Raw genomic sequence first — 22,429 nt, 5'->3', positions numbered from 1 at the left:
GTCGCCGACCTGTGATTGGGTAGGGCCTATGCCGCCAGCAGCTGAACCGATCGGTAACCCGGCGTCGCTAACGGTGGCGATGACCGATGTCGTTCGCGAGTACCGCGTCGGCGGTCAAACAGTCCGCGCCCTCGACGGCGTCACGCTGTCCCTCGAAGGCGGAAATTTCATCTCCATCGTCGGTCCGTCCGGCGCTGGCAAGAGCACGTTTCTGCATCTGCTCGGTGCCCTCGACACACCGGATTCCGGGTCGATCCGCTTCGGCGACAAGGAGATCGCTCAGCTGACCGACGAGCAGCAGTCGGAGTTTCGGCGGCATCAGGTTGGGTTCATCTTCCAGTTCTTCAACCTGCTGCCGACAATGTCCGCATGGGAGAACGTCGCAATACCGAAGTTGCTCGACGGCGTCGGCCTACGGAAGGCGAGGCCGGACGCGCTTGCACTGCTCGACAAGGTCGGCCTCGCCAAACGTGCGAACCATCGGCCTGCGGAGATGTCCGGTGGTGAGATGCAGCGAGTTGCGGTCGCCCGGGCACTGATGATGGATCCACCGCTGATCCTCGCCGACGAGCCGACGGGCAACCTCGATTCCAACACCGGCGCCTCGATACTCGAGCTGCTTGCCGAGGTCGCGCACGACAAAGGCTCGGGGCGCGCGGTCGTGATGGTGACCCACAATCAGGACGCTGCAGCCTCGACCGATCGGGTTGTCACGTTGCAGGACGGGCGTTTACGGTCCGACGAATTCACCGGTGCCGCAAGGAAAATCGGTATCGACTGATGCTCGCGACGTTGGATCGGTTGCGGCTGTTCAATGTTCGCGAGTTCGTAGCTCACCTGGGCCGCACCTCGATGGCGGTTGCGGTCACCGCTGTTTCGGCGGCTTTGCTCGTCGCTGTCATCGGAATTTCCGGCTCGATCACAGGGTCGGTCGACCAACTCGGTAGCAGCATCGGGGGCAACGCCGAGTACGAGGTTTCGGGCGTCACCGACGCCGGATTCGAGCAGTCATTGCAGCCCGAAGTGGCTCGGGTGCCGGGTGTACAGGCGGCCGTGCCGATGATCAGGGCGTCGATCGGATCGCCGAACGGCAACCTCCTACTCATCGGTTTCGATCCGCTGGCAGGACAGGGCTGGCGCAGCGACGTTCAGCAGGCCGTTCTTGACCAGACAGGTGGCGGCACCGAGCTGCTGACCGTTCGCAACGGTGTACTCGTCGGTCACGGCACAGGTTGGTCGAAGGGGCAGAAGGTCATACTCGGCGACACCGAGGTGACCGTCGCCGCCGTGGTGGACGGCGATGCTGTCGAGCGGATCAACGACGGCAACTTCGTGATGACCACGCTCGGCTTGGCGCAACAACTGGTGAATCGCGCCGGTTCGATCGATTCGATGCTGCTGGTCACCGACCCTGGCGCCGACCTCGACGAGGTTCGCACGGCGGTCGACGACACTGTCGCGGGTCGTGCTGTGGTCGCTGACCCCACCTTCCGTGCGGCGCAGGCGGGCGGCGTCATCGCCGTGCTGCAGTCGACGACGTTGATGGCTGCGGCGTTGGGTCTCGTCGTCGCGGGCTTCCTGATCTACAACGCCATGAGTATGGCAATCAACCAGCGCCGCAACGTGATCTCCATAGTCCGGGCGATCGGCGGAAACAAGCGGGCGATCTTCCGTGACCTGCTCGCAGAGGCCGCGATCCTCAGCGCGATCGGTGCCGTGATCGGCGTCGGCATCGGAATGTTGATGGGCCGCTGGACGATCGGATTGCTACCCGCGACGTTCATGCAGTCGCTGCAGGTGGACATCGCCTACTCGCTGCCCTGGTTCACGGTCCCGGTCGTCGTCGCAGCGTGTGTTGTTTCGGGCGTCGGTGCCGCGGCCGTCGCGGCGCGAGCGGTGTACAAGGTGGCCCCGATCGAGGCCCTGGCACCCGTCGGTGTCTCGTCCGCAGACAAGGTCGGCCTGCCGTTGCGCCTTGTCGCGGGAGTATTGGGTGCGGCTGCGATCGTGCTGTCGATCGCTGCGGCGTGGATCGACCTCGGCTTGTGGTCGATCGTGTCGGTGGCCATGTTTCTCAACGGCGCTGTATTTGTCTGTTTCGCCTTCTTTCACGAATTGGTCGCGGCAACAGCCGCGGTGGCGCGGCTGTTCGGAACGCCGGGTGCGGTCGCGGCGGCAACGATCGCGCGCGCGCCCCGGCGGATCTGGGTGACCGTGATCTCGGTCCTCATCGCCGTGTCCATGATGGTGTCGGTCACCGGCTCGAACACGAACGGCGTCGACTCGGCGGCGGCCGCGTTCAGCCCCGCCGGGCCGTGGACATCTGGGTGCAACCGACGTCGAGTCAGGTTTTTCCCACCGGTCCGCTGCTGCCGCGCGATATCGAGCAGACGATCGGGGCACTGCCTGGCGTGGCCGCCGTGGTGCCAGGCCAGTTGGCGTATGCCTCCATCGGTGGATCGAAAGTGGTCGTGCAGGGACTTGCGTCGGGAACGCAGCACCTCCCTGTACGAGGCGATCAGCGAGCCGTCACGTGCGAAAGTGCTGGCGGGCGAAGGTGTGGTCGTCTCGCGTGACATCGCTCGGGTGCTCGACGTCGAGGCGGGTGGCACTCTGACGGTGCCGACGCCGAACGGGTTCGAAAACGTCCAGGTGCTGGAGGTATTTCCGTACTTCTCGGCCCTCACCGGTTTCGTCGGGATGAGTTTGCCGCTGATGCAGCAGTGGTTCGATCGACCCGATTCGACGCTGCTCGAGGTGACGGTCGATTCGGGGGCAGATCGCGCCGCGGTGCAGGCGGCGATCGAGGGCGTAGTGCCGTCGTCGGTCAACGTGTATTCGGGACGAGAAGTGCTCGACGGAATGACCGCCAGCCTGCAGCAGGCCACGGTTCTGATCAGCGCGATCACGTGGATCGTGGTGTTCGTCGCAGCCGTTGCCCTGGTGAACACGATGATGTTGTCGGTGCTGGAACGACGTCGCGAGCTTGGTGTACTGCGTGCCATGGGGTCTTCGCGCAGGTTCACGATGCGTACGGTCCTCGTGGAGGCAGCGGCGATCGGGATTGTCGGTGGACTCTGTGGGCTTGTCGTCGGTGTGCTCAACCAGTACGTGAACACCATTGCGTTTTCGCATGTGCTCGGTTTGGACATCGCGTTCCAGCTGACGCCGCCGACTGTGGTGTTCGGCCTTGCCGCGTTGCTGTTGAGTCTCCTCGGTGCAATTCCGCCTGGTCTACATGCGACTCGGCTGAACGTCATCGACGCGGTGAGTGTCGACTGATCTTGAACGGCCTGCAGTAGCGGTACGGTCGAACCAATCCGAAAGTCTCGCCGGCCCGAATCAGTGTCGGCTGTTTAGTGAAAAAGCGCTTGCTGCAATCATTTTCGTGATACTGCGGCCGGATGGTCGGGTATCGGATCGCTCCGGTTTCACCGTCCTGGCACGGATAGCCATCTGTGTGGATATGATCCGATTGGGGGCGACGTCTGCGGGCGACAGCACGGCAAGCAACGCTTCCGGGTTGGTCGGCGATCGTCGTCGACGCGCAATTGCAGCCCGGACGATGGAGGTCGATCACCCTGCCTGATGTGGGGCGTACGACTCGGTCGCGTCGTGACGCAAGCTGCGGACCCGAGTCATGTCGACACGTTCCGACGAACGGCGAATGACGGCATGTCTAACGAGGACAAGCTCAGGGAATACCTGAAGCGGACGCTTGGTGAGGCTCGCGAGGCGCGCAGCGAGGTCGGTCGGCTGCGTGCCGAGCGCACGGAGCCGATCGCGGTGATCGGGATGGCCTGCCGCTTGCCAGGTGGTGTGACGACGCCGGACGAGCTGTGGGAGCTGGTTGCGGACGAACGTGATGCCATCGGTGCGTTCGCTCGCGACCGGGATTGGGATACCGACGCGCTTTTCGATTCCGACCCCGACGCGGCAGGACGCACGTACGTCCGCGAGGGTGGGTTTCTCGACGGGGCTACCGAATTCGACGCCGAGTTCTTCGGCATCTCGCCCCGTGAGGCAATGGCCATGGACCCGCAGCAGCGGCTCCTGCTCGAGACCTCCTGGGAGGCCGTCGAACACGCGGACATCGATCCGAGGTCGTTGCGCGGCAGCCGAACCGGTGTCTTCGCCGGCGCGAGTGCAAACGATTACGGAGCGCGACTGCTCAACACCGAAGGCTGGGCCCAAATCGAGGGCCATTCGCTGACGGGGAACACGATCAGCGTCGTATCCGGCCGCATCGCCTGTCACCTCGGCCTGCACGGTCCGGCGCTCTCCATCGACACGGCGTGCTCGTCGTCGCTCGTGGCGCTACACGAGGCCGCCCAGTCCTTGCGGTCACGTGAGTGTGACCTCGCGCTCGCCGGCGGTGTGACGATCATGGCGACACCGGGAATGTTTCAGTACTTCTCGCGCCAGCGCGGACTCGCAGCAGACGGGCGCTGCAAGTCTTTCGCCGATGCGGCGGACGGTGTCGGCTGGTCCGAAGGGGTCGGCGTCCTCCTGGTCGAACGGTTGTCGGATGCGCAGCGCAACGGACGCAACATCTTGGCAGTCGTTCGCGGAAGTGCGATCAACCACGACGGCGCGAGCAACGGACTCACCGCTCCGAACGGACTGTCGCAGCAGCGGGTGATTCGAGCCGCGCTGGACGTTGCCGGGTTGGGGGTCGACGACATCGATGTCGTCGAGGCGCACGGCACCGGTACACCACTCGGCGATCCGATCGAGGCCCACGCGCTGCTCGCCACGTACGGGCAACGCGAAACCGACCGACCGGTGCTGCTCGGATCACTCAAATCGAACATTGGCCACACACAGGCCGCGGCAGGCGTCGCCGGAGTGATCAAAATGATTGTCGCCATGGAGCATGGTGTGGTGCCGAGATCGCTGCACATCGACGAGCCGAGTCGCCAGATCGACTGGACGGCAGGCACACTCGAACTCCTCGATTCGGCCCGACCGTGGGAGGTAGGCGATCGGCCACGGCGTGCGGCAGTCTCGTCGTTCGGCATCAGCGGAACCAATGCGCATCTCGTTCTCGAAGCCGCGCCCACTCCGCAGCCGTCTGTCCAGGGCGCCGAGCCCGGGAATCCGGTTGTGCCGTGGGTGCTTACGGCTCGTGACGATGACGGTCTGGTACGTCAGGCGGCTCGTCTGGCGCGGTGGCTGCACACCAGGAACGACCTTTCCACACTGGACGTCGCCTGGTCACTCGCAAATCGGTCGAGCCACGGGTGCAGTGCGGTTGTGGTGGCTACCGACCGCACGGATCTGCTCGCCGGACTGGACGCGATCGCGGCGCGCCGCACCTCGCCGACTGTGATCGGTGGCAGCGCGATCGCCGGGCGAACCGCATTCGTCTTTCCCGGCCAGGGTGCGCAGTTCGTCGGAATGGGTCAGGACCTGTACACCGAGTTCCCGGTTTTCGCAGCGGCATTCGATGCGGCGGCAGCCGTTCTCGACCTGGAGTCCGCCCAACCGCTGCGGGACGTCGTATGGGGACGTGACCGGGAGTTGCTCGACCGCACCGACTTTGCACAGGCGCACTGTTCGCGATCGGTGTCGCCTCGTACCGGCTTGTCGAATCCTGGGGTATAACACCGGAATTCGTCGCCGGACATTCGATCGGAGAAATTGCCGCCGCTCACGTCGCCGGCGTGTTGTCCCTCGCTGACGCCGCCCGCCTCGTGGCAGCACGTGGGAAATTGATGGCGGCGCTGCCCGGCGGCGGCGCGATGGTCGCCGTGCAGGCATCCGAGGCGCAGGTCAGGTCGGCGCTTGTCGCGGGTACCGAAATTGCCGCAGTGAACGGACCCACATCGGTAGTGGTTTCCGGCGCTGCCGATCCCGTCGCCGCTCTGGTCGATGTGCTCGAGCAGAGCGGCTACCGGTGCAGCCGCCTGCCGGTGTCGCACGCGTTCCATTCCGCGCTCGTCGAGCCGATGTTGGCCGAGTTCGCACAGGTTGCCGAAAGCATCTCCTACACAACACCATCGATCCCGATGATTTCCACCGTTGCGGCCGACCTCGACCTGGCGACAGCGGAGTACTGGGTTCGTCAGGTGCGTGAGCCGGTCGGATTCGCCGATGCGATCCGTTCGCTCGACGAGGCAGGAGTGGTCCGTTTCGTCGTACTCGGCCCGGACGGAGGCCTGACGAACCTGCTGCACGAGTCGATTTCGATCGACGATGTCTGCGCGGTCCCGCTGCTGCGTAAGGATCGCGGTGGTGTGGTTTCGACGATCACCGCGGCAGCAACCCTGGCTTTTAGTGGTATCGCGGTGACATGGCGTGCGATGCTCGGCGGAAAAGGCGCGACGTACGTGCCCCTGCCTCCGTATGCCTTTGCCCCCGTTCGGTACTGGGCGAGCGCAGGAGCCGCTGCCGTCGACGCAGCCGGATTGCGGGCGACTGGCCATCCGCTGGTGAATGCTATTGTCGCGAACCCGGATTCGGGTGGTGTCGTAGTTACCGGCGTGCTGTCCCCGATGGCGCAGCCGTGGCTGGCAGACCACCGGATCGGCAACAGCATCGTCGTTGCCGGAACGGTTTTCGTCGAACTTGCCGTCCGTGCCGGCGACGAGGTGGGTTGCCGTTCGATTCGCGAACTGTCGATCACCGCACCGATGCGACTCTCCGCTGACGGCGCTGCGGTCGTGCACGTGATTGTCGGTGGAGCAGACGAATCGGGTACGCGAACCGTGTCCATATACGCGCGGGACGAGACGGTATCCGCTGGTTCGAGCGTGGACGAATGGACCCTGCACGCGAGTGGCATGCTCTCGCCCGAAATTGATACGCCCGCTGTCGATCTTGCTGCCTGGCCTCCTCCCGGGTGCGACGCGGTCGAGCTCGGTGATCTCTACGGTCGCCTCGCGACGAGCGGCTATCACTACGGCAGCGCCTTCCGTGGTCTGACCGCGCTGTGGCGCCGTGGCGACGAACTGTTCGTCGAAGCTGCACTGCCGGATTCGACGGACGCAAGCGGTTTCGGGTTGCATCCCGCTCTGCTCGATTCGATTCTGCACGCACAGTTGGCGATGCGCTCCGCGGACGGTGTCCTCCTGCCGTTCGTGTGGGAAGGCGTGACGCTGCAAGCATCGGGTGCAACAGCGGTCCGTGCGCGGATCACGGTGACTGCGCCAGACACGATGGCATTGGTCGTTGTGGATTCGCAAGGCCGCCCGGTGCTTTCGGTTGCCGAAGTGACAGCGCGTGCGATCGCGGTCGACGACAACGAGTCCGACACCTCGTCGTTGCTCCGAGTCGAGTGGCAACCGGTGCACTGCCCGCCCGCGTCGGTGTCGTACGCCGAGTGGAGCGCGGTCGTCGACTCAGCCGTAGCAGTTGTGCCTGCCGATGTCGTTGTGGATGTGCGCACGGCCCACGCGCAGACCGATGTGGTTGCCAACGTGCACACGACGTCTCAGACGGTTGTGGCTGTGCTGCAGCGCTTTCTGCAGGATCCGAGGTTCGACGCGAGCACCCTCACCGTCCTCACCCGGGGTGGCGTAACGGTTCACGAGGACGACCCGGTCGACCTCGGTGCCGGCGCGGTCTGGGGATTGGTCCGATCCGTGCAGGCAGAGGAACCCGACCGGGTGAGGCTGGTCGATACCGACGGTGCCCATACCGACACGGCTGAGATCCTCGCTGCAACAGCAGAATCCACCGAACCACAACTTGCGTTGCGTGGAGCGGAGGTGTTCGTCCCGCGATTGGTACGCGGTGGGCCGACGCTGACAGCGCCGCTCGAGCTGTCGGCCGGAACAGTGTTGATCACGGGTGGTACAGGTGGGCTCGGGGCGATTCTCGCTCGACATCTGCTCCGCCGACATGGAGTTCGGCACCTGCTGCTTGTGAGCCGGCGTGGTGCGTCGACACCGGGGGTGGAGCGACTGCGGGCGGAACTGGTGGAACAGGGTGCCGCCGTGCGGGTTGTAGCCTGCGACGTTGCCGATCTCGGTGCAGTGCGTGAACTCGTAGCGTCGATCGACGCGGACGTTCCGCTCGTCGGTGTTGTGCATGCCGCGGGTGTCGTCGATGACGGCGTGCTCGGCACGCTCGATCCCGACCGACTGAGGAGAGTGCTGCGGCCCAAGGTCGACGGCGCGTGGCACCTTCACACCACCACAGCAGACCACGATCTGTCGATGTTCGCGTTGTTCTCCTCTGCCGCAGGGGTTGTCGGGTCACCTGCACAGGCGAACTACGCGGCGGCGAATGCATTTTTGGATGCGCTCGCGAGGCAGCGGCACGCGGCCGGTTCCGTCGCGACGTCGATCGCCTGGGGTCCGTGGAGGGCCGATGGCGGTATGACGGCCGTACTGAGCGACACCGACACTGCCAGGCTCGGTCGCGCCGGATTGACCCCGCTGCCGACCGAGGACGCGCTGACGCTCTTCGACGAGGCAATTCGTTCCCTGCGCCCGGACGTGGTTGCCGCGACAGTCGACTCGCGAACCTTGCGGCACGTGCCGGGCTGGGTACACCGATGTGGGGTGTCATTGCGCCGAAGCCGCGCCCGTCGGCGCACACTGTCGGACGATCGCATACTTTCGTCGATCGAATGGCGAATATCGCTCCACAAGAACAGCTTTCAGTGGTGCTCGACACTGTGCGCGCGGAGATAGCGGTGGCACTCGGGCACACTGCCCCGGACGCCATCGACCCGGACAGAAATTTCCAAGATCTCGGCTTCGACTCACTGCTGGCGCTGGAAGTTCGCAACCGTCTGAAAACGGCTACGGGACTGCCGCTTCCTGCAATCGCGGTCTTCGATTACCCGACGCCGACGGCGCTCGCCGTCTACCTGGTCGAACAGTCGAGCGGCGCATCGCGCGTGTCAGCTGAACCGGCGCGTATCGCCGAGTCGGCAGAGCATATTGCGATCGTGGGTGTGGGCTGTCGATACCCGGGTGGAGTTGGATCCCGAGACGATCTGTGGCAGTTGGTATCCGACGGTTTGGATGTCATCGGCGAGTTTCCCGACGACCGCGGATGGGACGACAATCTTTACGATCCGGATCCCGACGCGGAGGGTAAGTCATATACGAACTCCGGTGGGTTTCTCTACGACGCAGGCGATTTCGATGCGGCGTTCTTCGGCATCTCGCCGCGTGAAGCACTGGCAACCATCCCGCAGCAACGCATACTGCTCGAGGTGGCGTGGGAGGCGCTCGAAGACGCAGGGATCGATCCGGTGTCGTTGCGCGGTAGCGACACCGGTGTGTTCGCAGGCGTGATGTATCACGACTACGGATCGCATACACCCGGCGGTTCGCTGGTAACGGGTCGAGTTGCGTACTCGCTCGGGTTGTTGGGCCCGGCTGTTTCGGTGGATACGGCGTGTTCGTCGTCCTTGGTTGCAATGCATCAAGCTTCTGCGGCATTGCGATCGGGGGAGTGCAGCCTCGCGTTGGCCGGCGGTGTGACGGTGATGGGAACACCGACCGTCTTCGTCGACTTCAGTCGGCAGCGGGGTTTGGCGCCGGATGGTCGGTGTAAGTCGTTCTCGGACAGTGCTGATGGGGTTGGGTGGGGTGAGGGTGCGGGTTTGGTTGTGTTGGAGCGTCTTTCCGATGCGCGGTTGAAGGGTCATCGGGTGTTGGGGGTGGTGCGGGGTTCTGCGGTGAATCAGGATGGTGCGAGCAATGGGTTGACGGCGCCGAATGGTCCGTCGCAGGAGCGGGTGATTCGGTCGGCGTTGGCGTCGGCTGGGTTGTCTGGGGTGGATGTGGATGTGGTGGAGGGGCATGGGACGGGGACGGCGTTGGGGGATCCGATCGAGGCGCAGGCGTTGTTGGCGACGTATGGGCAGGGTCGGGGTGAGTGTGGTCCGGTGTGGTTGGGGTCGGTGAAGTCGAATATGGGTCATACGCAGGCGGCGGCGGGTGTGGCGGGTGTGATCAAGGTGGTGGAGGCGATGCGGCGGGGGGTGATGCCGGCGTCGTTGCATGTGGATTCGCAGTCGTCGCATGTGGATTGGTCGGTGGGTGCGGTGCGGTTGTTGGGTGAGGCGCGGGTGTGGGAATCGGCCGAAGGTCGGCCGCGGCGGGCGGGGGTGTCGTCGTTCGGGATCAGTGGGACGAATGCGCATGTGATTGTGGAGGAAGCGCCGAGCGTTGGTTCTGCTGTGGAGTCGTCACCCACTCCGACTCCTGTGGTGTCGGTGGTGCCGTGGGTGGTGTCGGGTCGGTCGGCGGATGCTGTTGTTGCACAGTCGCTTCGGCTGCGGCGGTGGCTGGACGTGCATCCTGACGTGTCTGCGGTGGATGTCGGAGTGTCGTTGGCGGGTAGGGCGCAGTTGCCGTGGCGGGCGGCGGTGGTCGGTCCGGCTGGGTTGGATGCTGTGGTTCCGGTGAAGGTTGTTGCGGGGAAGACGGTGTTCGTGTTGTCGGGGCAGGGTGCGCAGTCGTCGGGGATGGGTAGAGAGTTGTTCGAGGCGTTTCCGGTGTTCGCGGATGCAATCACACAGGTGTGTGATCCGGGGTGGTTGTTCGACAGTGGAACGGATCTGGATCGGACGGCAAACACCCAGCTCGCGTTGTTCGCGGTCGAGGTGGCTCTCTGTCGCCTTCTCGAGTCGTGGGGTGTGATTCCGGATGTGGTGGTGGGGCATTCGATCGGGGAGATCGCGGCGGCGCATGTGGCGGGGGTGTTGGATCTGGCGGATGCGGTGCGGTTGGTGACGGCGCGGGGTGCGTTGATGGCGGCGTTGCCGTCGGGTGGGGCGATGCTCGCGGTGGAAATCGCTGAGGCTGACATTGCGGATCTACCTACTGGGGTGTCGATTGCGGGGATCAACAGTCGTTCGTCGGTGACGGTGTCGGGTCCGGTGGCGGGGATCGAGGAACTGGAAGCGCGGTGGTCGGGTCGGCGCACGAAACGGCTCACGGTGAGTCATGCGTTCCATTCGGAGTTGATGGATCCGATGGTTGCGGAGTTCGCGGCGGTGGCACAGAATCTGACCTGGAACTTGCCTCGTATTGCGTTGGTGTCGACTGTGACCGGTCGCCTCGAAACGGAGTTGTTCGCCGATCCGGGGTATTGGGTGCGGCAGGTGCGGGAGCCGGTCCGCTTCGCTGACGGGATCAGTGCGGCGCAGGCGGTGGGTGGCTCGCGGTTCGTTGAGGTGGGTCCGGATGCGCAGTTGTCGGCGGTGATCGATGCCGATGCCGATGCCGATGCTGTGGTTGCGGTGCAGCGTCGTGGTCGTTCGCAGGTGCAGACGGTGGTGCGCACGGTGGCGGATGCGCATTGTTATGGCGTCGCGGTGGATTGGGCCAGGTTCTTTGCTGGGCAGGGTGCGCAGCGGGTGGATCTGCCGGGCTATCCCTTCCAGCACCAACGCTTTTGGCTCGCCGCTCCGCAGGCCGAGAGCACACTCGATCATCCGATCCTGGACAGCGACGTCTCGGTGGCGGGACGAGGCGAGCGAATCTTCGGCGGTCGCCTGTCCGTCGACACCCATCCGTGGATCGCCGACCATGTGTTGCTCGGTGTGATCGTCGTGCCGGGAACAGCGTTTGTCGAGATGGTTATGCGCGCCGGTGAGCAAATCGGGTGCGATTACGTCGACGAACTCACACTCGAAGTCCCGCTCACGTTCGACGCTGCAGAGGTTGTGCGGATCCAGGTGACAGTCGCTGCCGCCGACGACGTCGGTGCACGCTCGGTTGCGGTCTATTCACGTCCCGATGCGGCTGATGCGGCCGAAGCGGAATGGACACGTCACGCTTCCGGAACCATTGCGCCGACCGCAGACGCGGGACTGGAGACGTTTGCCGACCTCACCGGCGGGGTCTGGCCGCCGGTCGGAGCCGAGCCTGTGGGTGTCGACGAGATCTACGCCCAATTATCCTCGGCCGGTTTCGATTACGGCCCGACCTTCCGTGACATCAGGGCAGCATGGCGCGTCGATGATGCCCTGTATGTGGAGGCCTCGCTCGACGACGATCAACTCGGCGCGGCATACGGATTGCACCCGGGACTCTTCGATGCGGCCGTCCACGGTGGTGCGATGGTGTCGCTCGACGGCACTGGCAGTGGGCGAATGCTGTTCAGCTGGAACGGTGTCCGCCGATTCAAGACCGGTGTCACGGCGCTACGTGTGCGTGTCGGTGTCGGCGGCGACTCGGCATGGACGATCGCAGCGGTGGACCCCTTCGGCGCTCCCGTCGTCGCGATCGACAAGTTGGTATACCGTCCGGTCGAGCTGGCACAGCTGACCGACCACCACTCGATTCGCAACGACGGACTTTATGAATTGAACTGGGTGCCAGTGCAGTTGGACGACCAGACCACCCAAGAACCCCATACGCAGACACTGCGCATCGACGGTGCCGGCGACCTTGCGTCGGTGCTGGCGGAACTGCAGAAATTCCTCGCCGAACCCTCCGACGATTCACGCATGGTCGTGTTGACGACCGAATCGATTGCGGGTGTGTGGGGTTTGGTCCGCTCGGCGCAATCGGAGCATCCGGGCCGGTTCGTGCTTGTGGATACCGACGATCCGGACGGCACCGACTTTGCTGCGATCTTGGCGTCGCCACATTCGCAGGTGCGTTGCCGTGCAGGCGTTGTCGAGGTACCCCGATTGGTCCGCCTCGCGGTCGAAACGCGCGCGCCGATGGAATGGGCTGGGACCGTGTTGATCACCGGCGGCACCGGTGGGTTGGGTGGGGCGTTGGCGCGGCACCTCGTCGTGACGCACGGAATACGGCGCTTGGTATTGGTGAGCCGTCGTGGTCGAGCAGCGCAGGGGGCGAACGAGCTGATCGCGGAACTCACCGAGTTGGGTTGTGCAGTAACGGTATCGGCGTGCGATGTCACCGATCGACCCGCGCTGGAATCGGTCGTGGCGGCGATACCGACCGAACAACCACTTTCTGTGGTGATCCACGCGGCCGGGGTCCTCGACGACGCCACGATCGAGTCGATGACACCTACGCAACTGGATCGGGTGTGGGCACCGAAGGTAGACGGTGCGCTGGCGCTGGACGAGTTGACACGAAGTCTGAATCTGTCGGCCTTTGTTGTGTTCTCGTCGATTGCGGGGCTGCTTGGTACTGCGGGACAAGGCAATTACGCTGCGGCGAACGCCGCACTCGATGCACTGGCACGCGATCGACGAGCTGCCGGTTATCCGGCGACGTCGTTGGCTTGGGGCCCTGGAGCATCGATGGGACGACCGACGGCGGAATGTCCGCGAAACTCGCCGCGACCGACCTCGCCCGTTGGCAACGGCTCGGTCTGGTCCCGCTCACGCGCGACGCGGGCCTCGAACTGTTCGATGCCGCGCTGTCGACAGACAAGGCCGTGTTGGCAGCGCTGCGGACCGACCCGCAGGCACGTCGGGCCGGGCAAGAACACGAACTGCTCGGTGGACTGGCACCTCGATCCGCCCCACACCATTCCGGAGTCTCGGCGCAGTTGGCAGTAATGGACGGCGCGGACCGTGCGAAGGCAGTCCTGGACCTGGTGCGCGAACATGTTGCGGTGGTTGCGAACACCCAACTTGTCGATCCGGCAACGACGTTCGCCGACCTGGGCCTCGATTCGCTTGCCGCGGTCGAATTGCGTAACCGGCTGGCACGCGCGACCGGTTTCAGACTGCCGTCGACCCTCGTCTTCGACTACCCGACGCCGCGTGCGGTCGCGGATTTCGTGACGTCGGCACTGGGTACCCGGTCGGCTCCGTCGTCGCTCGAACGGATCAGCGGTGCGCTGCGCCAGATAGAAACTCTGCTGACATCGCTGACCGACGAGGACGATCGAGAGTCGGCACGCGCTACGTTGAGTCGCTTCGAGGCAGAGATGCGGGCGCAGCTCGGATCGAAACAAGACGAGGCGACGGCGCTCGACTCGGTGACAGACGACGAACTGTTCGACCTGGTGGACGAGGAATTCGGATCGTTCTGATCAGCCGACGTCGGCCCGGGTGTCGACCGTGTCCGCTGGAGTGCGTTCTGGAATCCGCCACGCGTCGAGGCTGCGACCACCGGAGCGTCGAAGAGCCGAGAACACGCGCCGATCCAGCAGGGTCCGCGCGGACGCGCTTCGGGCAATGACCGGCCAGAATCGTTGCGCGACATAGGGATCTGCCGCAACGGTCGCGAGCAACTTTCGCACAGGTGGCGGTGGTGCGGCCTGGCGGCTGTTCCGGTTGAACATCGCCTGCTGCGGCAGCAACTGCCTGCGATGCTTGCGCTGGTAGCGCTTCAAGCCGGCATCGATCGCCTGTGGATCGCCCTCGGCCAGGGCGTCGGAGATGGCGTCGGCGAGCCACTCGGCACCTTCGAGCGCCCAACCGCACCCGACACCGCGCAGCGGATCGGCCGCAAGCGCCGCATCACCGACGAGCGCTAAACCTGGGCGAACAACCCGGAACCGCGTCATATTCGGTCGGTCTTTCGTTCCGACGATGTCGGAAACACGATGTGCCTGAGACAGATCCGGTGCATCGGGAAGCTCGGCGAAGCGTCGCCGAAGGTAGTCTTCGCCGCCTTCGAGCAGTTCCGGTACCCGTGACTTGTCGATCAACATCGAGACGAGGGTGACGCCGTCGTCCGAGCCGATCAGGCCGAGTGCATCGGGTGGCATCAACCAAACCCGGAAGTTGCCTTCGGGAATCGGCACGTTGCGGAAGTACGCGAAATAACTGGCGCGGCGGTTCGGTGACAGCTTCGCAGGTAGCGCTGCGGCGTCGGCGATTCGCGAGTTGGCGCCGTCGGCGCCGACAACCAGCCGTGCGCGCAACGTGTGCTCGGCGCCGTCGATGCGTGTCACCACACCGTCGATTCGGCCGTTGCCGTCGCGGTGGAGATCGAGCACCTTCGCGCCGAGCAACATGTCGACGCCAGGCGTCGCGGTGGCCATCTCACGAATCACGGGGTCGAGCACCGACCGCCGAAGGATGTAGCCGTGGCGGTCCATTTCGCCTGCGTCGCGTTCGTGCGCCCAGCCGACGGGCGTCCAGAAGGAGGCGTGCATCTTGACTCCGCCGGCTGCCTCGATTGCGGTGTCGAGCTCGAGGCGCTGCAACGTCGGCAGCGCCGTCGGTTGGATGAGGTGGGTACACACACGCTTGTAGAAGTCGGGATTGCGATGCGCTTCCAGCACGCCGACACGAAAACCTTTGCGACCGAGATTGATTGCCGTTGCGCAGCCCGCCAGGCTGCCACCGGCGACCAGCACGTCGTACTCGTCGTTCACGATGGGGTCCTCTCGGTCCGATTCGCCGCGTCCTGCCGGGCCAATTCTCCCACCGTAGCGTCGAGTCGGTCCAGACGGTGACGAGATTTCCAATCCCGTGATGCCGACTCGGCGTAGCATCGCCCAAGCGCAGTCTCGTGCCGGAGCAAGCTGGGCCAAGGAGAGGACACATTCGTCATGGCGGTTACGGTCACAATTCCGACGGTGCTTCGTCGCCACACCGGCGGGGTGAAGCTGGTCGAGGCGTCCGGATCCACGGTAGCTGCGGTGCTTGCCGACCTCGAGTCCCGGTACGCCAGCCTCGAAGGCCGGATCGCGTCCGACGGCAAGCTGCACCGGTTCGTCAACGTCTACGTCGACGACAACGACGTTCGCAACGAGCAAGGCTTGGACACCGAGGTGAAGGAAGGCTCGGCGATCACCATCCTGTCGGCGATGGCGGGCGGCGCCTGAGTCAGGCCGTCGCCGCGATCACGTCGACGGCAAGCATCAGGCCGAGTGCTGTCGCCATCACCAGCGACGTGATCAGGAACGTGCGCCGCACGGCCGGCATTTCTGCGGGCAGCGCGAAGATTCGACGCGGCCACACCCACCACGACTGGTAGGCGAAGGCGCTGCACGCGACGACGTACAGCGCCAGCTTGACGCACATCAAGACGACCCACGTATCGCTCGGACCGGGGTCAGCGGTGGCACGGCTGATCGCGAGACCGGTCCCGGACACACCGATCAGGAAAGCCAGTCGCAGGATCCGTCTGCGGGAGCCGCTCGCCATCAACTGACCGACGTCTTCGTAGGATTCCGGATCGGCCACCCGTAGCTGGAACTGCTGTACGACGACGATCGAATAGACCATCGCACCGAACCATGCGGCGAGCACGACGGTCTGAAAAACGGCGAAGGTATTCGTCAGGGCCATTGGGCACCTTTCACGGATAATCCGAAACAGTTGTCCTGCGGTCTGGGGAGGTGCTCGTAACCGCTCGCCCGCCGTACTCGGCGGTGTCGGGCGCTCGTGCTGTTCTTCGATCGTCGGCCAAACCTATGTGGGCATCGAGCCGAGTCGAGTAAGCACCTCGCCGTTGAGCCTGTAGGCCGTCCACTCGTCCTGCGGGCGGGCGCCGAGTGCTTCGTAGAACGCGATCGACGGCGCATTCCAGTCGAGAACCGCCCAGCTGAGCCTGCTGTAGCCCTGCTCGGTGCATTCGCGCGCCAGCGCGGCCAGCAGTGCCTTGCCGTGCCCGGCGCCCCGCTGCTGTGGGGTGACGTAGAGGTCCTCGAGGTAGATGCCGTGTACCCCGTCCCACGTCGAGAAATTGAGAAACCAGACAGCCGTTCCGACGATGGTTTCGTCGACTTCGACGACGTGTGCGAACAGCGCAGGAGAAGGACCGAACAACGCGACGTCGAGTTGCTCGACGGTCAGGGTGCACTCGTGGCGCGCCTTCTCGTACTCGGCCAACTCGTAGACGAGTTCGGCGATCGCGGGTACGTCGTCGCGGGTGGCGCGGCGGATCATGCAACTCCCTGTGTTACTCCTCGTGGAAACACGTTGTGAAGGTAGATCTGCTGGCAGCCGTGCTCGTATCCGAGGACCGAATGGGATGCGGCCGCCATCCCGAATCGGCGACCTTCCGACACGGGCAATTGGGTCCAGCGCGCGATCAGGGCGCGGGTGAAGTGGCCGTGTCCGAACAGCAGCACATCTCGTTCCTCGAGTTGCGGCGTCACGACGGACAGCACGGTATCGGCCCGGCTTTGCACCGACTCGGCGGACTCGCCGCCGGGACAGGGGTGGGTCCACACGGTCCAATGCGGAACGGTCTCGCGGATCTCGGGGGTGGTGAGGCCTTCGTAGTCGCCGTAGTCCCACTCGACGAGGTCGTCCCACACTCGATCGACGGTCACTCCCGCCAACTCTGCTGTGCGAAGAGCTCGCGTTCGCGGACTGGAAAGCACAAGCGGGTTGTCCAACTCGAGCAGTGCCAGCTCGGCACCGGCAGCACGGGCCTGAGCCTCGCCGAGGTCGGTGAGCGGGAGGTCGGTCTGTCCGGTGTGTTTACCGGATCTCGACCATTCGGTTTCGCCGTGACGCATCACTATCAGGCGGCCGATCGGGGCAATCATGGTCCAATCATGCCTCGCGCTGGACCGCATTCGGGCGGGTATCAGGTGTCGCGCGTTCCAATGCGACCACGACGGGGTATACCTCTACCGACGCGGCTCGTGGCGAGGGTGTCCAAACGTGGCCGTGCCGACGCTGATAGTGCTCGCAGAGTGCTAGCTACCAGCAAATAGTCGCCGGATTCATGAAACTACGGAAGGATCGGTGCGGTGACTACGGTTCTCGCGGTGGCGAATCAAAAGGGTGGGGTAGCCAAGACGACGACGGTGGCCTCACTGGGTGCAGCGCTCGCGGCCCGTGACCAGCGAGTCCTCGTGGTTGATCTTGATCCCCAAGGGTGTCTTACGTTTTCGCTCGGGCACAATCCCGATCGACTGGAGGCCTCGATCTACGACGTGCTCACCGACGGTGTGCACGCGAAAGAAGTTTTGCTCGACACGGTCGACGGTGTTTCGCTGCTTCCTGCGACCATCGATCTCGCGGGCGCTGATGCTGTGCTGTTGATGAAGCCAGGTCGCGAATTTGCGCTCAAGCGGGCGCTTGCTCCGCTGCGCGACGAGTTCGATGTGATCATCATCGATTGTCCGCCATCGCTCGGCATCATGACGCTGAACGGTCTGACTGCCGCTGATTCGGTATTGATTCCACTGCAGTGCGAGACCCTCGCCCACCGCGGCGTCGGCCAACTGCTTCGGACCGTGTCCGAGGTCAAAGAGATCACGAATCCGAATCTGGAACTGCTCGGCGCGTTGCCGACCCTCTACGACTCACGGACGACGCACGCTCGCGACGTGTTGGCGGACGTGTCGGATCGCTACGGCCTTCCGGTGCTTGCGCCCGCCATTCCGCGTACGGTGCGTTTCGCCGAAGCATCGGCGTCAGGTGCGTCGGTTATGGCAGGCAAACGCAGCAAGGGCGCCGACGCGTACCGCGAACTGGCCGGGTCGCTGTGCGACTACTGGTGGGGTGGCAAGGATCTGCAGACGTTCGCCTGAGTGAACCGGTGGTTCGACACGGTCAACCGAGCGCGACGAGCTGGCTTCCCCGCTGTTCGAAGACGTAGTTGCCGAGCACCGCTGTCGTGATGGGTCCTGACGCGGAATCGTTGCGTGCAAAGGTGATTCGCGATTGCTGCTGCCCGGTGATCGGATCGACGACGGCTATACCGTCGGCGACGGGAATCAACGTTCGACCCGCCATAGCACCACCCGGGCCGAGTGCACCGTCGAACGTCCAGAGCGGTGCCAGATCCGTCGAACTCAGCGCGACGACCTGCGAACCCGTCCAGATGTTGTACCCCGTGCCGACTTTCGATACTTTCGCGTCGGGGGAGAGCAACGCTGGAAGGGGGTACTGCGCAATAGCTTTCGCGTTGCCGTCGAACACGCCGATCCGCGGTTTCGAGGCTCCGCCGTCGCCGGGCAGGTAGAGAGCGGTCTTGTCTCCTGCCGTTGCAAGGATCCGCACGCCGCTGGTGCCGGGCGAAAGTTCCTCCAGCACAACCGAACCTGATTCCTCAGGCTTCTGTGCATCTTTCGGAGCGGGGTTCTGAACGGTCAGCCGGTCGGTTGGCTCTCCGGGACAGCGTTCCAGCACAGCAAGTTTGGATGAACTCGACGCCGCGGAGTCGATCGTGCATCCCGACCGCGGTTGGCTGTTCGGGTTGACGGGTGCGTCGATCCTGCCGTATTCGACGGTGCGGACCAGGTCGGATCGCCACAACTCGATCCTCGTCGCTCCCTGCGAACGCACGTACGTTCCGTCGAAGCCGAGGGTCACAGCATCGTCGGCGTCACTCGTTCTGTTGCCCTGCCGCAGACCGTCGGAGCCGCGCAGCGCAGTCACCTGACTGCAGCCTCGCCGGTCTCGATAGACGGCAACGACGTCGCCCCACGCACTGATGACATCGCACAGTGGCATGTTCCGCTGGTAGCGCCAGATTTCGTCGCCCGTAGCCGGATCACGACCGATCACGGCGTCGCCGTCCGCGGTGACGACCGCACCCTCTGCAACGAGAGGGAGATCGGTGACACCGCTGTCCGCGCGCCACCGCTCGCCGAGGTTCTCGGGAACGGATAGTGCGGTTTCCGGCTGGACGGCCGGAAATTCGGCGGTGATGGAGGTGGTGCCGCGAGCATCGCTGCGCAACCAGACGACGGTTGCTGCAACGATGACGAACACCACGATCAGGGCAGCCGCGATCAGGTCGCCGCGGCTGCGTCGCTCAGGTGCAAGCACGGGTGGAGGTTACTCCGCGCCTGCCGAAACGGCGTCGGCTGCCTGCGTGCTCGAGCCTGTGTCGGACGGACGCCGACGCCTGCGGCGGCGCCTTGCAGGAGCGTCGGAGGTCGACTCGGTGGCAGTCTCGGCGGTGGCCGCTGTTGCCTGCTCGGAATTCGGCTGCGCCGAGGCTTCCTTGCTCGATCCGGATTGCTCGACGTCACCTGTGATCGGAGTTCCCGACCTGGTACGACGACGATTTCGCTTACGACGTTCGCCTGCGGGCTTCTCGGCCGCCGGCGCGTTGTCGTCGCGAGTGCGCGCCTCGCGTGCCGGTTCGGCGGCCGGCCGCGCCTTGCGGATCGTGCCCTTCGCCTCGGTCGGGATGTCGAGTTCGGCGAAGAAGTGCGGTGAACTCGAGTAGGTTTCGACCGGCTCCGGCTTGTCCAAACCGAGCGCCTTGTCGATCAGCTGCCAGCGTGGCATGTCGTCCCAGTCGACCAGCGTCACGGCGATACCGGTGCGTCCGGCGCGTCCGGTCCGGCCGATCCGGTGGACGTAGGTCTTCTCGTCCTCGGGGCACTGGTAGTTGATGACGTGCGTGACGTCGTCGATGTCGATGCCGCGCGCGGCCACATCGGTCGCGACCAGCACGTCGATCTTGCCCTTGCGGAATGCGTTGAGCGCCTTTTCGCGTGCCACCTGACCGAGGTCACCGTGGACGGCGCCGACTTCGAACCCACGCTCGGCGAGGTCGTCGGACACCTTCTGCGCTGTGCGTTTGGTGCGCGTGAAGATCATGGTGGCGCCGCGGCCGCGAGCCTGCAGCACGCGAGCGATCATTTCGGCCTTGTCCAACGCATGTGCTCGGTAGATGACCTGCGTCGTGCTCTCGTGCACAGAGGACGAATGCGCCTCTTCCGCACGGATATGCGTCGGCCGGTTGAGGAACGTGCGGGCCAGGGTGATGATCGGGCCCGGCATGGTGGCCGAGAACAGCATGGTCTGGCGCTGGTCGGGGACCATGCTCATCAGCCGCTCGATGTCGGGCAGGAAGCCGAGGTCGAGCATCTCGTCGGCCTCGTCCAGGACGAGCACTGCGATCTTGCCGAGGATCAGATGTCCCTGATTCGCGAGATCGAGCAGGCGCCCCGGCGTACCGACGACAACGTCGACGCCGTTGCGAAGCGCGTCGATCTGCGTCTCGTACGGACGGCCGCCGCAGATGGCGAGCACCTTCAGTTTGCGGTCGTTGGCTTGCAGATGCTTGCCGGCGTTTTCGAGGTCCTTGGTGACCTGAATGCAGAGTTCACGGGTCGGCACGATGATCAGTGCGCGAGGTGTTCCGTCGAGCACGGCCGTTCCGGTGTCCGCAGTCGCGATGCGATGAAGCAGCGGGACGCCGAAGCCGAACGTTTTGCCCATGCCCGTTCGAGCCTGGCCGATGAGGTCTTCACCGCTCAGTGCGAGCGGGAGGGTGAGTTCCTGGATTGCGAAGGTTCGGTCGATGCCGATCTCAGCGAGGGCGCGAACGATTTCGTCGCGAACGCCCAGCTCAGCGAAGGTTGGGGGAGTGTGTGAATCGTCGATGGTTGCGTCGATCAACGTCTCGGCTACGCCGGGTTCGTCGTCGATGGTGATCTTGCTCAGGGGTCTGGCCTTCCTCGTTCAGCACGCGCGCACGAGGTGTGGGGCCGGGCCGAGTTGTCAGCCGGTGTCTGTATTCGGTAACAGACTGCCATCGAATCCGGTGTGATTTCGCTGCCGGCCTCAGCGCAGAATGTGGAGAAATTCGGCGAAGCTCGGTTGCGACGCGGATCAGGTGCGCGCACATTATCTGTGGGAATCCGCGGTGAAGATTCGGGTTGCAGCGTCGATTGGTCGGTGTTCTCGAAGACCCTCGAAACCTACGACTGCTGCGGTAACTATCGGATGCCCAACCCAATGGTAACTTGTCCAGTCCAAATGCTGGAATCGAACGAGCGAGCGTCGCGCGAATAGGCTGCGCACGCCAGCCGCAGCGGAACCGCGCAACGGCTACGCTTGGCACCTATGGGAGCCAATTCGTCCGCGTCAGTGACCCCGCAAATCGCACCGGATCAGCCGGGGATCTCGGATCTGTTCGCCGTCCTGGCCTACGGCGAAATATCTGCCTTCTACCGCCTCGTCGAAGAGGCGCAGCTGTCTCCGAGCCTGCGCGGCAAGGTCGCGGTCGCGAAGATGGCCGCCTCCGAGATGAATCACTTCACGACACTGGAACGCGCTCTGTCGGAACGCGACGTCGACGTTTTCGATGCGATGGCGCCCTATGTTCGGGCGCTCGACGCCTACCACGCCTCGACGAACCCGTCGACCTGGTTGGAATCGATGGTCAAGTTCTACGTCGGCGACGGAATCGCCGCAGACTTCTATCGTGAAATCGCGGGAGCATTGCCGCCGGAAATCGCCGATGTCGTCCGCGACGTACTGGCCGAGACCGGGCATTCGGAGTTCGTCGTCGACGAGGTTCGAAGTGCTGTCGCCGCAAACCGCCAGGAGAAGGACAGGCTGACGCTGTGGGGACGCCGACTGCTCGGTGAGGCAATCACTCAGGCGCAATTCGTCATGGCTCAGCGCGAAGAGCTCGCCGATCTCTTGATCACCGCGACGGGGACCTTGAACGGCATCGTCGCGCTGTTCGACCGCATGCAGGAAAGCCATTCGCAACGGATGCAGGTCCTCGGCCTCATGTAGTTGGCGGCCGCCTGTCCCGTGCAGTGCCCGCATCGCTGTTCGCTGACAGCACAGCTGCGCCGCGTTCGGTGACTGCTCGGCTGCACTAGCCTGACCAGTGACAAGTGATTTCGAAACGTTCGGAGG

General features: G+C 64.5%; 15 protein-coding genes. 9 read left to right on the top strand and 6 right to left on the bottom strand.

Annotation, left to right across the window (positions count from 1 at the left end; all coding sequences use genetic code 11):
• Positions 1-79: 79 nt before the first annotated feature.
• The 6 genes from ACHIRB_RS27045 (at position 80) to ACHIRB_RS27020 (ending at position 13,932) form a co-directional block, all read left to right on the top strand.
• Positions 80-781, top strand: a complete 702-nt coding sequence (locus ACHIRB_RS27045; RefSeq protein WP_395117151.1) for an ABC transporter ATP-binding protein — start codon at positions 80-82, stop codon at positions 779-781.
• On the top strand, positions 781-3,282 hold the full coding sequence (locus tag ACHIRB_RS27040; protein WP_395123191.1) for an ABC transporter permease: 2,502 nt from the start codon (positions 781-783) through the stop codon (positions 3,280-3,282). The genes ACHIRB_RS27045 and ACHIRB_RS27040 overlap by 1 nt, the downstream gene beginning before the upstream one ends.
• A 393-nt stretch (positions 3,283-3,675) precedes the next feature.
• Positions 3,676-5,607: a type I polyketide synthase gene (locus ACHIRB_RS27035; protein WP_395123192.1), complete on the top strand. Its 1,932-nt coding sequence runs from the start codon at positions 3,676-3,678 to the stop codon at positions 5,605-5,607.
• Positions 5,556-8,642, top strand: a complete 3,087-nt coding sequence (locus ACHIRB_RS27030; RefSeq protein ID WP_395127804.1) for an SDR family NAD(P)-dependent oxidoreductase — start codon at positions 5,556-5,558, stop codon at positions 8,640-8,642. The genes ACHIRB_RS27035 and ACHIRB_RS27030 overlap by 52 nt, the downstream gene beginning before the upstream one ends.
• Positions 8,579-13,453 carry an SDR family NAD(P)-dependent oxidoreductase gene (locus ACHIRB_RS27025; protein ID WP_395123193.1) on the top strand — a complete coding sequence of 1,625 codons (4,875 nt, stop codon included), beginning with the start codon at positions 8,579-8,581 and terminating at the stop codon, positions 13,451-13,453. Before ACHIRB_RS27030 ends, ACHIRB_RS27025 begins: the two co-directional genes overlap by 64 nt.
• Positions 13,453-13,932, top strand: a complete 480-nt coding sequence (locus tag ACHIRB_RS27020; RefSeq protein WP_395117155.1) for a phosphopantetheine-binding protein — start codon at positions 13,453-13,455, stop codon at positions 13,930-13,932. Before ACHIRB_RS27025 ends, ACHIRB_RS27020 begins: the two co-directional genes overlap by 1 nt.
• On the opposite strand, the gene ACHIRB_RS27015 is transcribed toward ACHIRB_RS27020, so the two are convergent.
• Positions 13,933-15,225: an NAD(P)/FAD-dependent oxidoreductase gene (locus ACHIRB_RS27015; RefSeq protein ID WP_395117086.1), complete on the bottom strand. Its 1,293-nt coding sequence runs from the start codon at positions 15,223-15,225 to the stop codon at positions 13,933-13,935. It lies immediately after the preceding gene.
• Between the two features lie 177 nt (positions 15,226-15,402).
• Here ACHIRB_RS27015 and ACHIRB_RS27010 point away from each other — a divergent pair, with 177 nt between their 5' ends.
• On the top strand, positions 15,403-15,678 hold the full coding sequence (locus ACHIRB_RS27010; RefSeq protein WP_199703063.1) for a MoaD/ThiS family protein: 276 nt from the start codon (positions 15,403-15,405) through the stop codon (positions 15,676-15,678).
• A 1-nt stretch (position 15,679) separates the two neighbouring features.
• Here the strand turns inward: ACHIRB_RS27010 and ACHIRB_RS27005 are convergent, their stop codons facing one another.
• The 3 genes from ACHIRB_RS27005 to ACHIRB_RS26995 all read right to left on the bottom strand — a co-directional run bounded on the left by ACHIRB_RS27005 (position 15,680) and on the right by ACHIRB_RS26995 (position 17,352).
• The gene (locus ACHIRB_RS27005) at positions 15,680-16,144 is read right to left on the bottom strand and encodes a hypothetical protein (RefSeq protein WP_199703062.1); all 465 of its coding nucleotides are present in this window, start codon (positions 16,142-16,144) and stop codon (positions 15,680-15,682) included.
• 123 nt (positions 16,145-16,267) lie between these two features.
• Complete coding sequence (locus ACHIRB_RS27000; RefSeq protein WP_395123194.1) at positions 16,268-16,744, bottom strand: GNAT family N-acetyltransferase; 477 nt, start codon at positions 16,742-16,744, stop codon at positions 16,268-16,270.
• Positions 16,741-17,352, bottom strand: a complete 612-nt coding sequence (locus ACHIRB_RS26995; protein ID WP_395117090.1) for an acid phosphatase — start codon at positions 17,350-17,352, stop codon at positions 16,741-16,743. Before ACHIRB_RS26995 ends, ACHIRB_RS27000 begins: the two co-directional genes overlap by 4 nt.
• A gap of 207 nt (positions 17,353-17,559) precedes the next feature.
• Here ACHIRB_RS26995 and ACHIRB_RS26990 point away from each other — a divergent pair, with 207 nt between their 5' ends.
• Positions 17,560-18,345 (top strand): ParA family protein, encoded by a 786-nt coding sequence (locus ACHIRB_RS26990; RefSeq protein WP_199703059.1) that lies wholly within the window; start codon positions 17,560-17,562, stop codon positions 18,343-18,345.
• A 22-nt stretch (positions 18,346-18,367) separates the two neighbouring features.
• Here ACHIRB_RS26990 and ACHIRB_RS26985 read toward each other — a convergent pair whose 3' ends face one another.
• Positions 18,368-19,588, bottom strand: a complete 1,221-nt coding sequence (locus ACHIRB_RS26985; protein WP_395117092.1) for an Rv3212 family protein — start codon at positions 19,586-19,588, stop codon at positions 18,368-18,370.
• 9 nt (positions 19,589-19,597) lie between these two features.
• Positions 19,598-21,220, bottom strand: a complete 1,623-nt coding sequence (locus ACHIRB_RS26980) for a DEAD/DEAH box helicase (RefSeq protein ID WP_395123288.1) — start codon at positions 21,218-21,220, stop codon at positions 19,598-19,600.
• Between the two features lie 402 nt (positions 21,221-21,622).
• Between ACHIRB_RS26980 and ACHIRB_RS26975 the strand changes: the two genes are divergently transcribed.
• Complete coding sequence (locus ACHIRB_RS26975; RefSeq protein ID WP_199703057.1) at positions 21,623-22,303, top strand: ferritin-like fold-containing protein; 681 nt, start codon at positions 21,623-21,625, stop codon at positions 22,301-22,303.
• Positions 22,304-22,429: the final 126 nt, after the last annotated feature.

The sequence above is a fragment of the Antrihabitans spumae genome (assembly GCF_043944905.1).
Taxonomy (GTDB): domain Bacteria; phylum Actinomycetota; class Actinomycetes; order Mycobacteriales; family Mycobacteriaceae; genus Antrihabitans; species Antrihabitans spumae.
Note: the sequence above shows the minus strand (reverse complement) of the source record. Positions and strands in the feature narration are given on the sequence as shown.

What these genes read in the sequence shown, in the direction of transcription:
- ACHIRB_RS27045 (WP_395117151.1), top strand. Translation starts at nt 80, where the DNA reads ATGACCGATGTCGTTCGCGAGTACCGCGTCGGCGGTCAAACAGTCCGC.
- ACHIRB_RS27040 (WP_395123191.1), top strand. Translation starts at nt 781, where the DNA reads ATGCTCGCGACGTTGGATCGGTTGCGGCTGTTCAATGTTCGCGAGTTC.
- ACHIRB_RS27035 (WP_395123192.1), top strand. Translation starts at nt 3,676, where the DNA reads ATGTCTAACGAGGACAAGCTCAGGGAATACCTGAAGCGGACGCTTGGT.
- ACHIRB_RS27025 (WP_395123193.1), top strand. Translation starts at nt 8,579, where the DNA reads ATGGCGAATATCGCTCCACAAGAACAGCTTTCAGTGGTGCTCGACACT.
- ACHIRB_RS27020 (WP_395117155.1), top strand. Translation starts at nt 13,453, where the DNA reads ATGGACGGCGCGGACCGTGCGAAGGCAGTCCTGGACCTGGTGCGCGAA.
- ACHIRB_RS27010 (WP_199703063.1), top strand. Translation starts at nt 15,403, where the DNA reads ATGGCGGTTACGGTCACAATTCCGACGGTGCTTCGTCGCCACACCGGC.
- ACHIRB_RS27005 (WP_199703062.1), bottom strand. Translation starts at nt 16,144, where the DNA reads ATGGCCCTGACGAATACCTTCGCCGTTTTTCAGACCGTCGTGCTCGCC.
- ACHIRB_RS27000 (WP_395123194.1), bottom strand. Translation starts at nt 16,744, where the DNA reads ATGATCCGCCGCGCCACCCGCGACGACGTACCCGCGATCGCCGAACTC.
- ACHIRB_RS26995 (WP_395117090.1), bottom strand. Translation starts at nt 17,352, where the DNA reads ATGATTGCCCCGATCGGCCGCCTGATAGTGATGCGTCACGGCGAAACC.
- ACHIRB_RS26975 (WP_199703057.1), top strand. Translation starts at nt 21,623, where the DNA reads ATGGGAGCCAATTCGTCCGCGTCAGTGACCCCGCAAATCGCACCGGAT.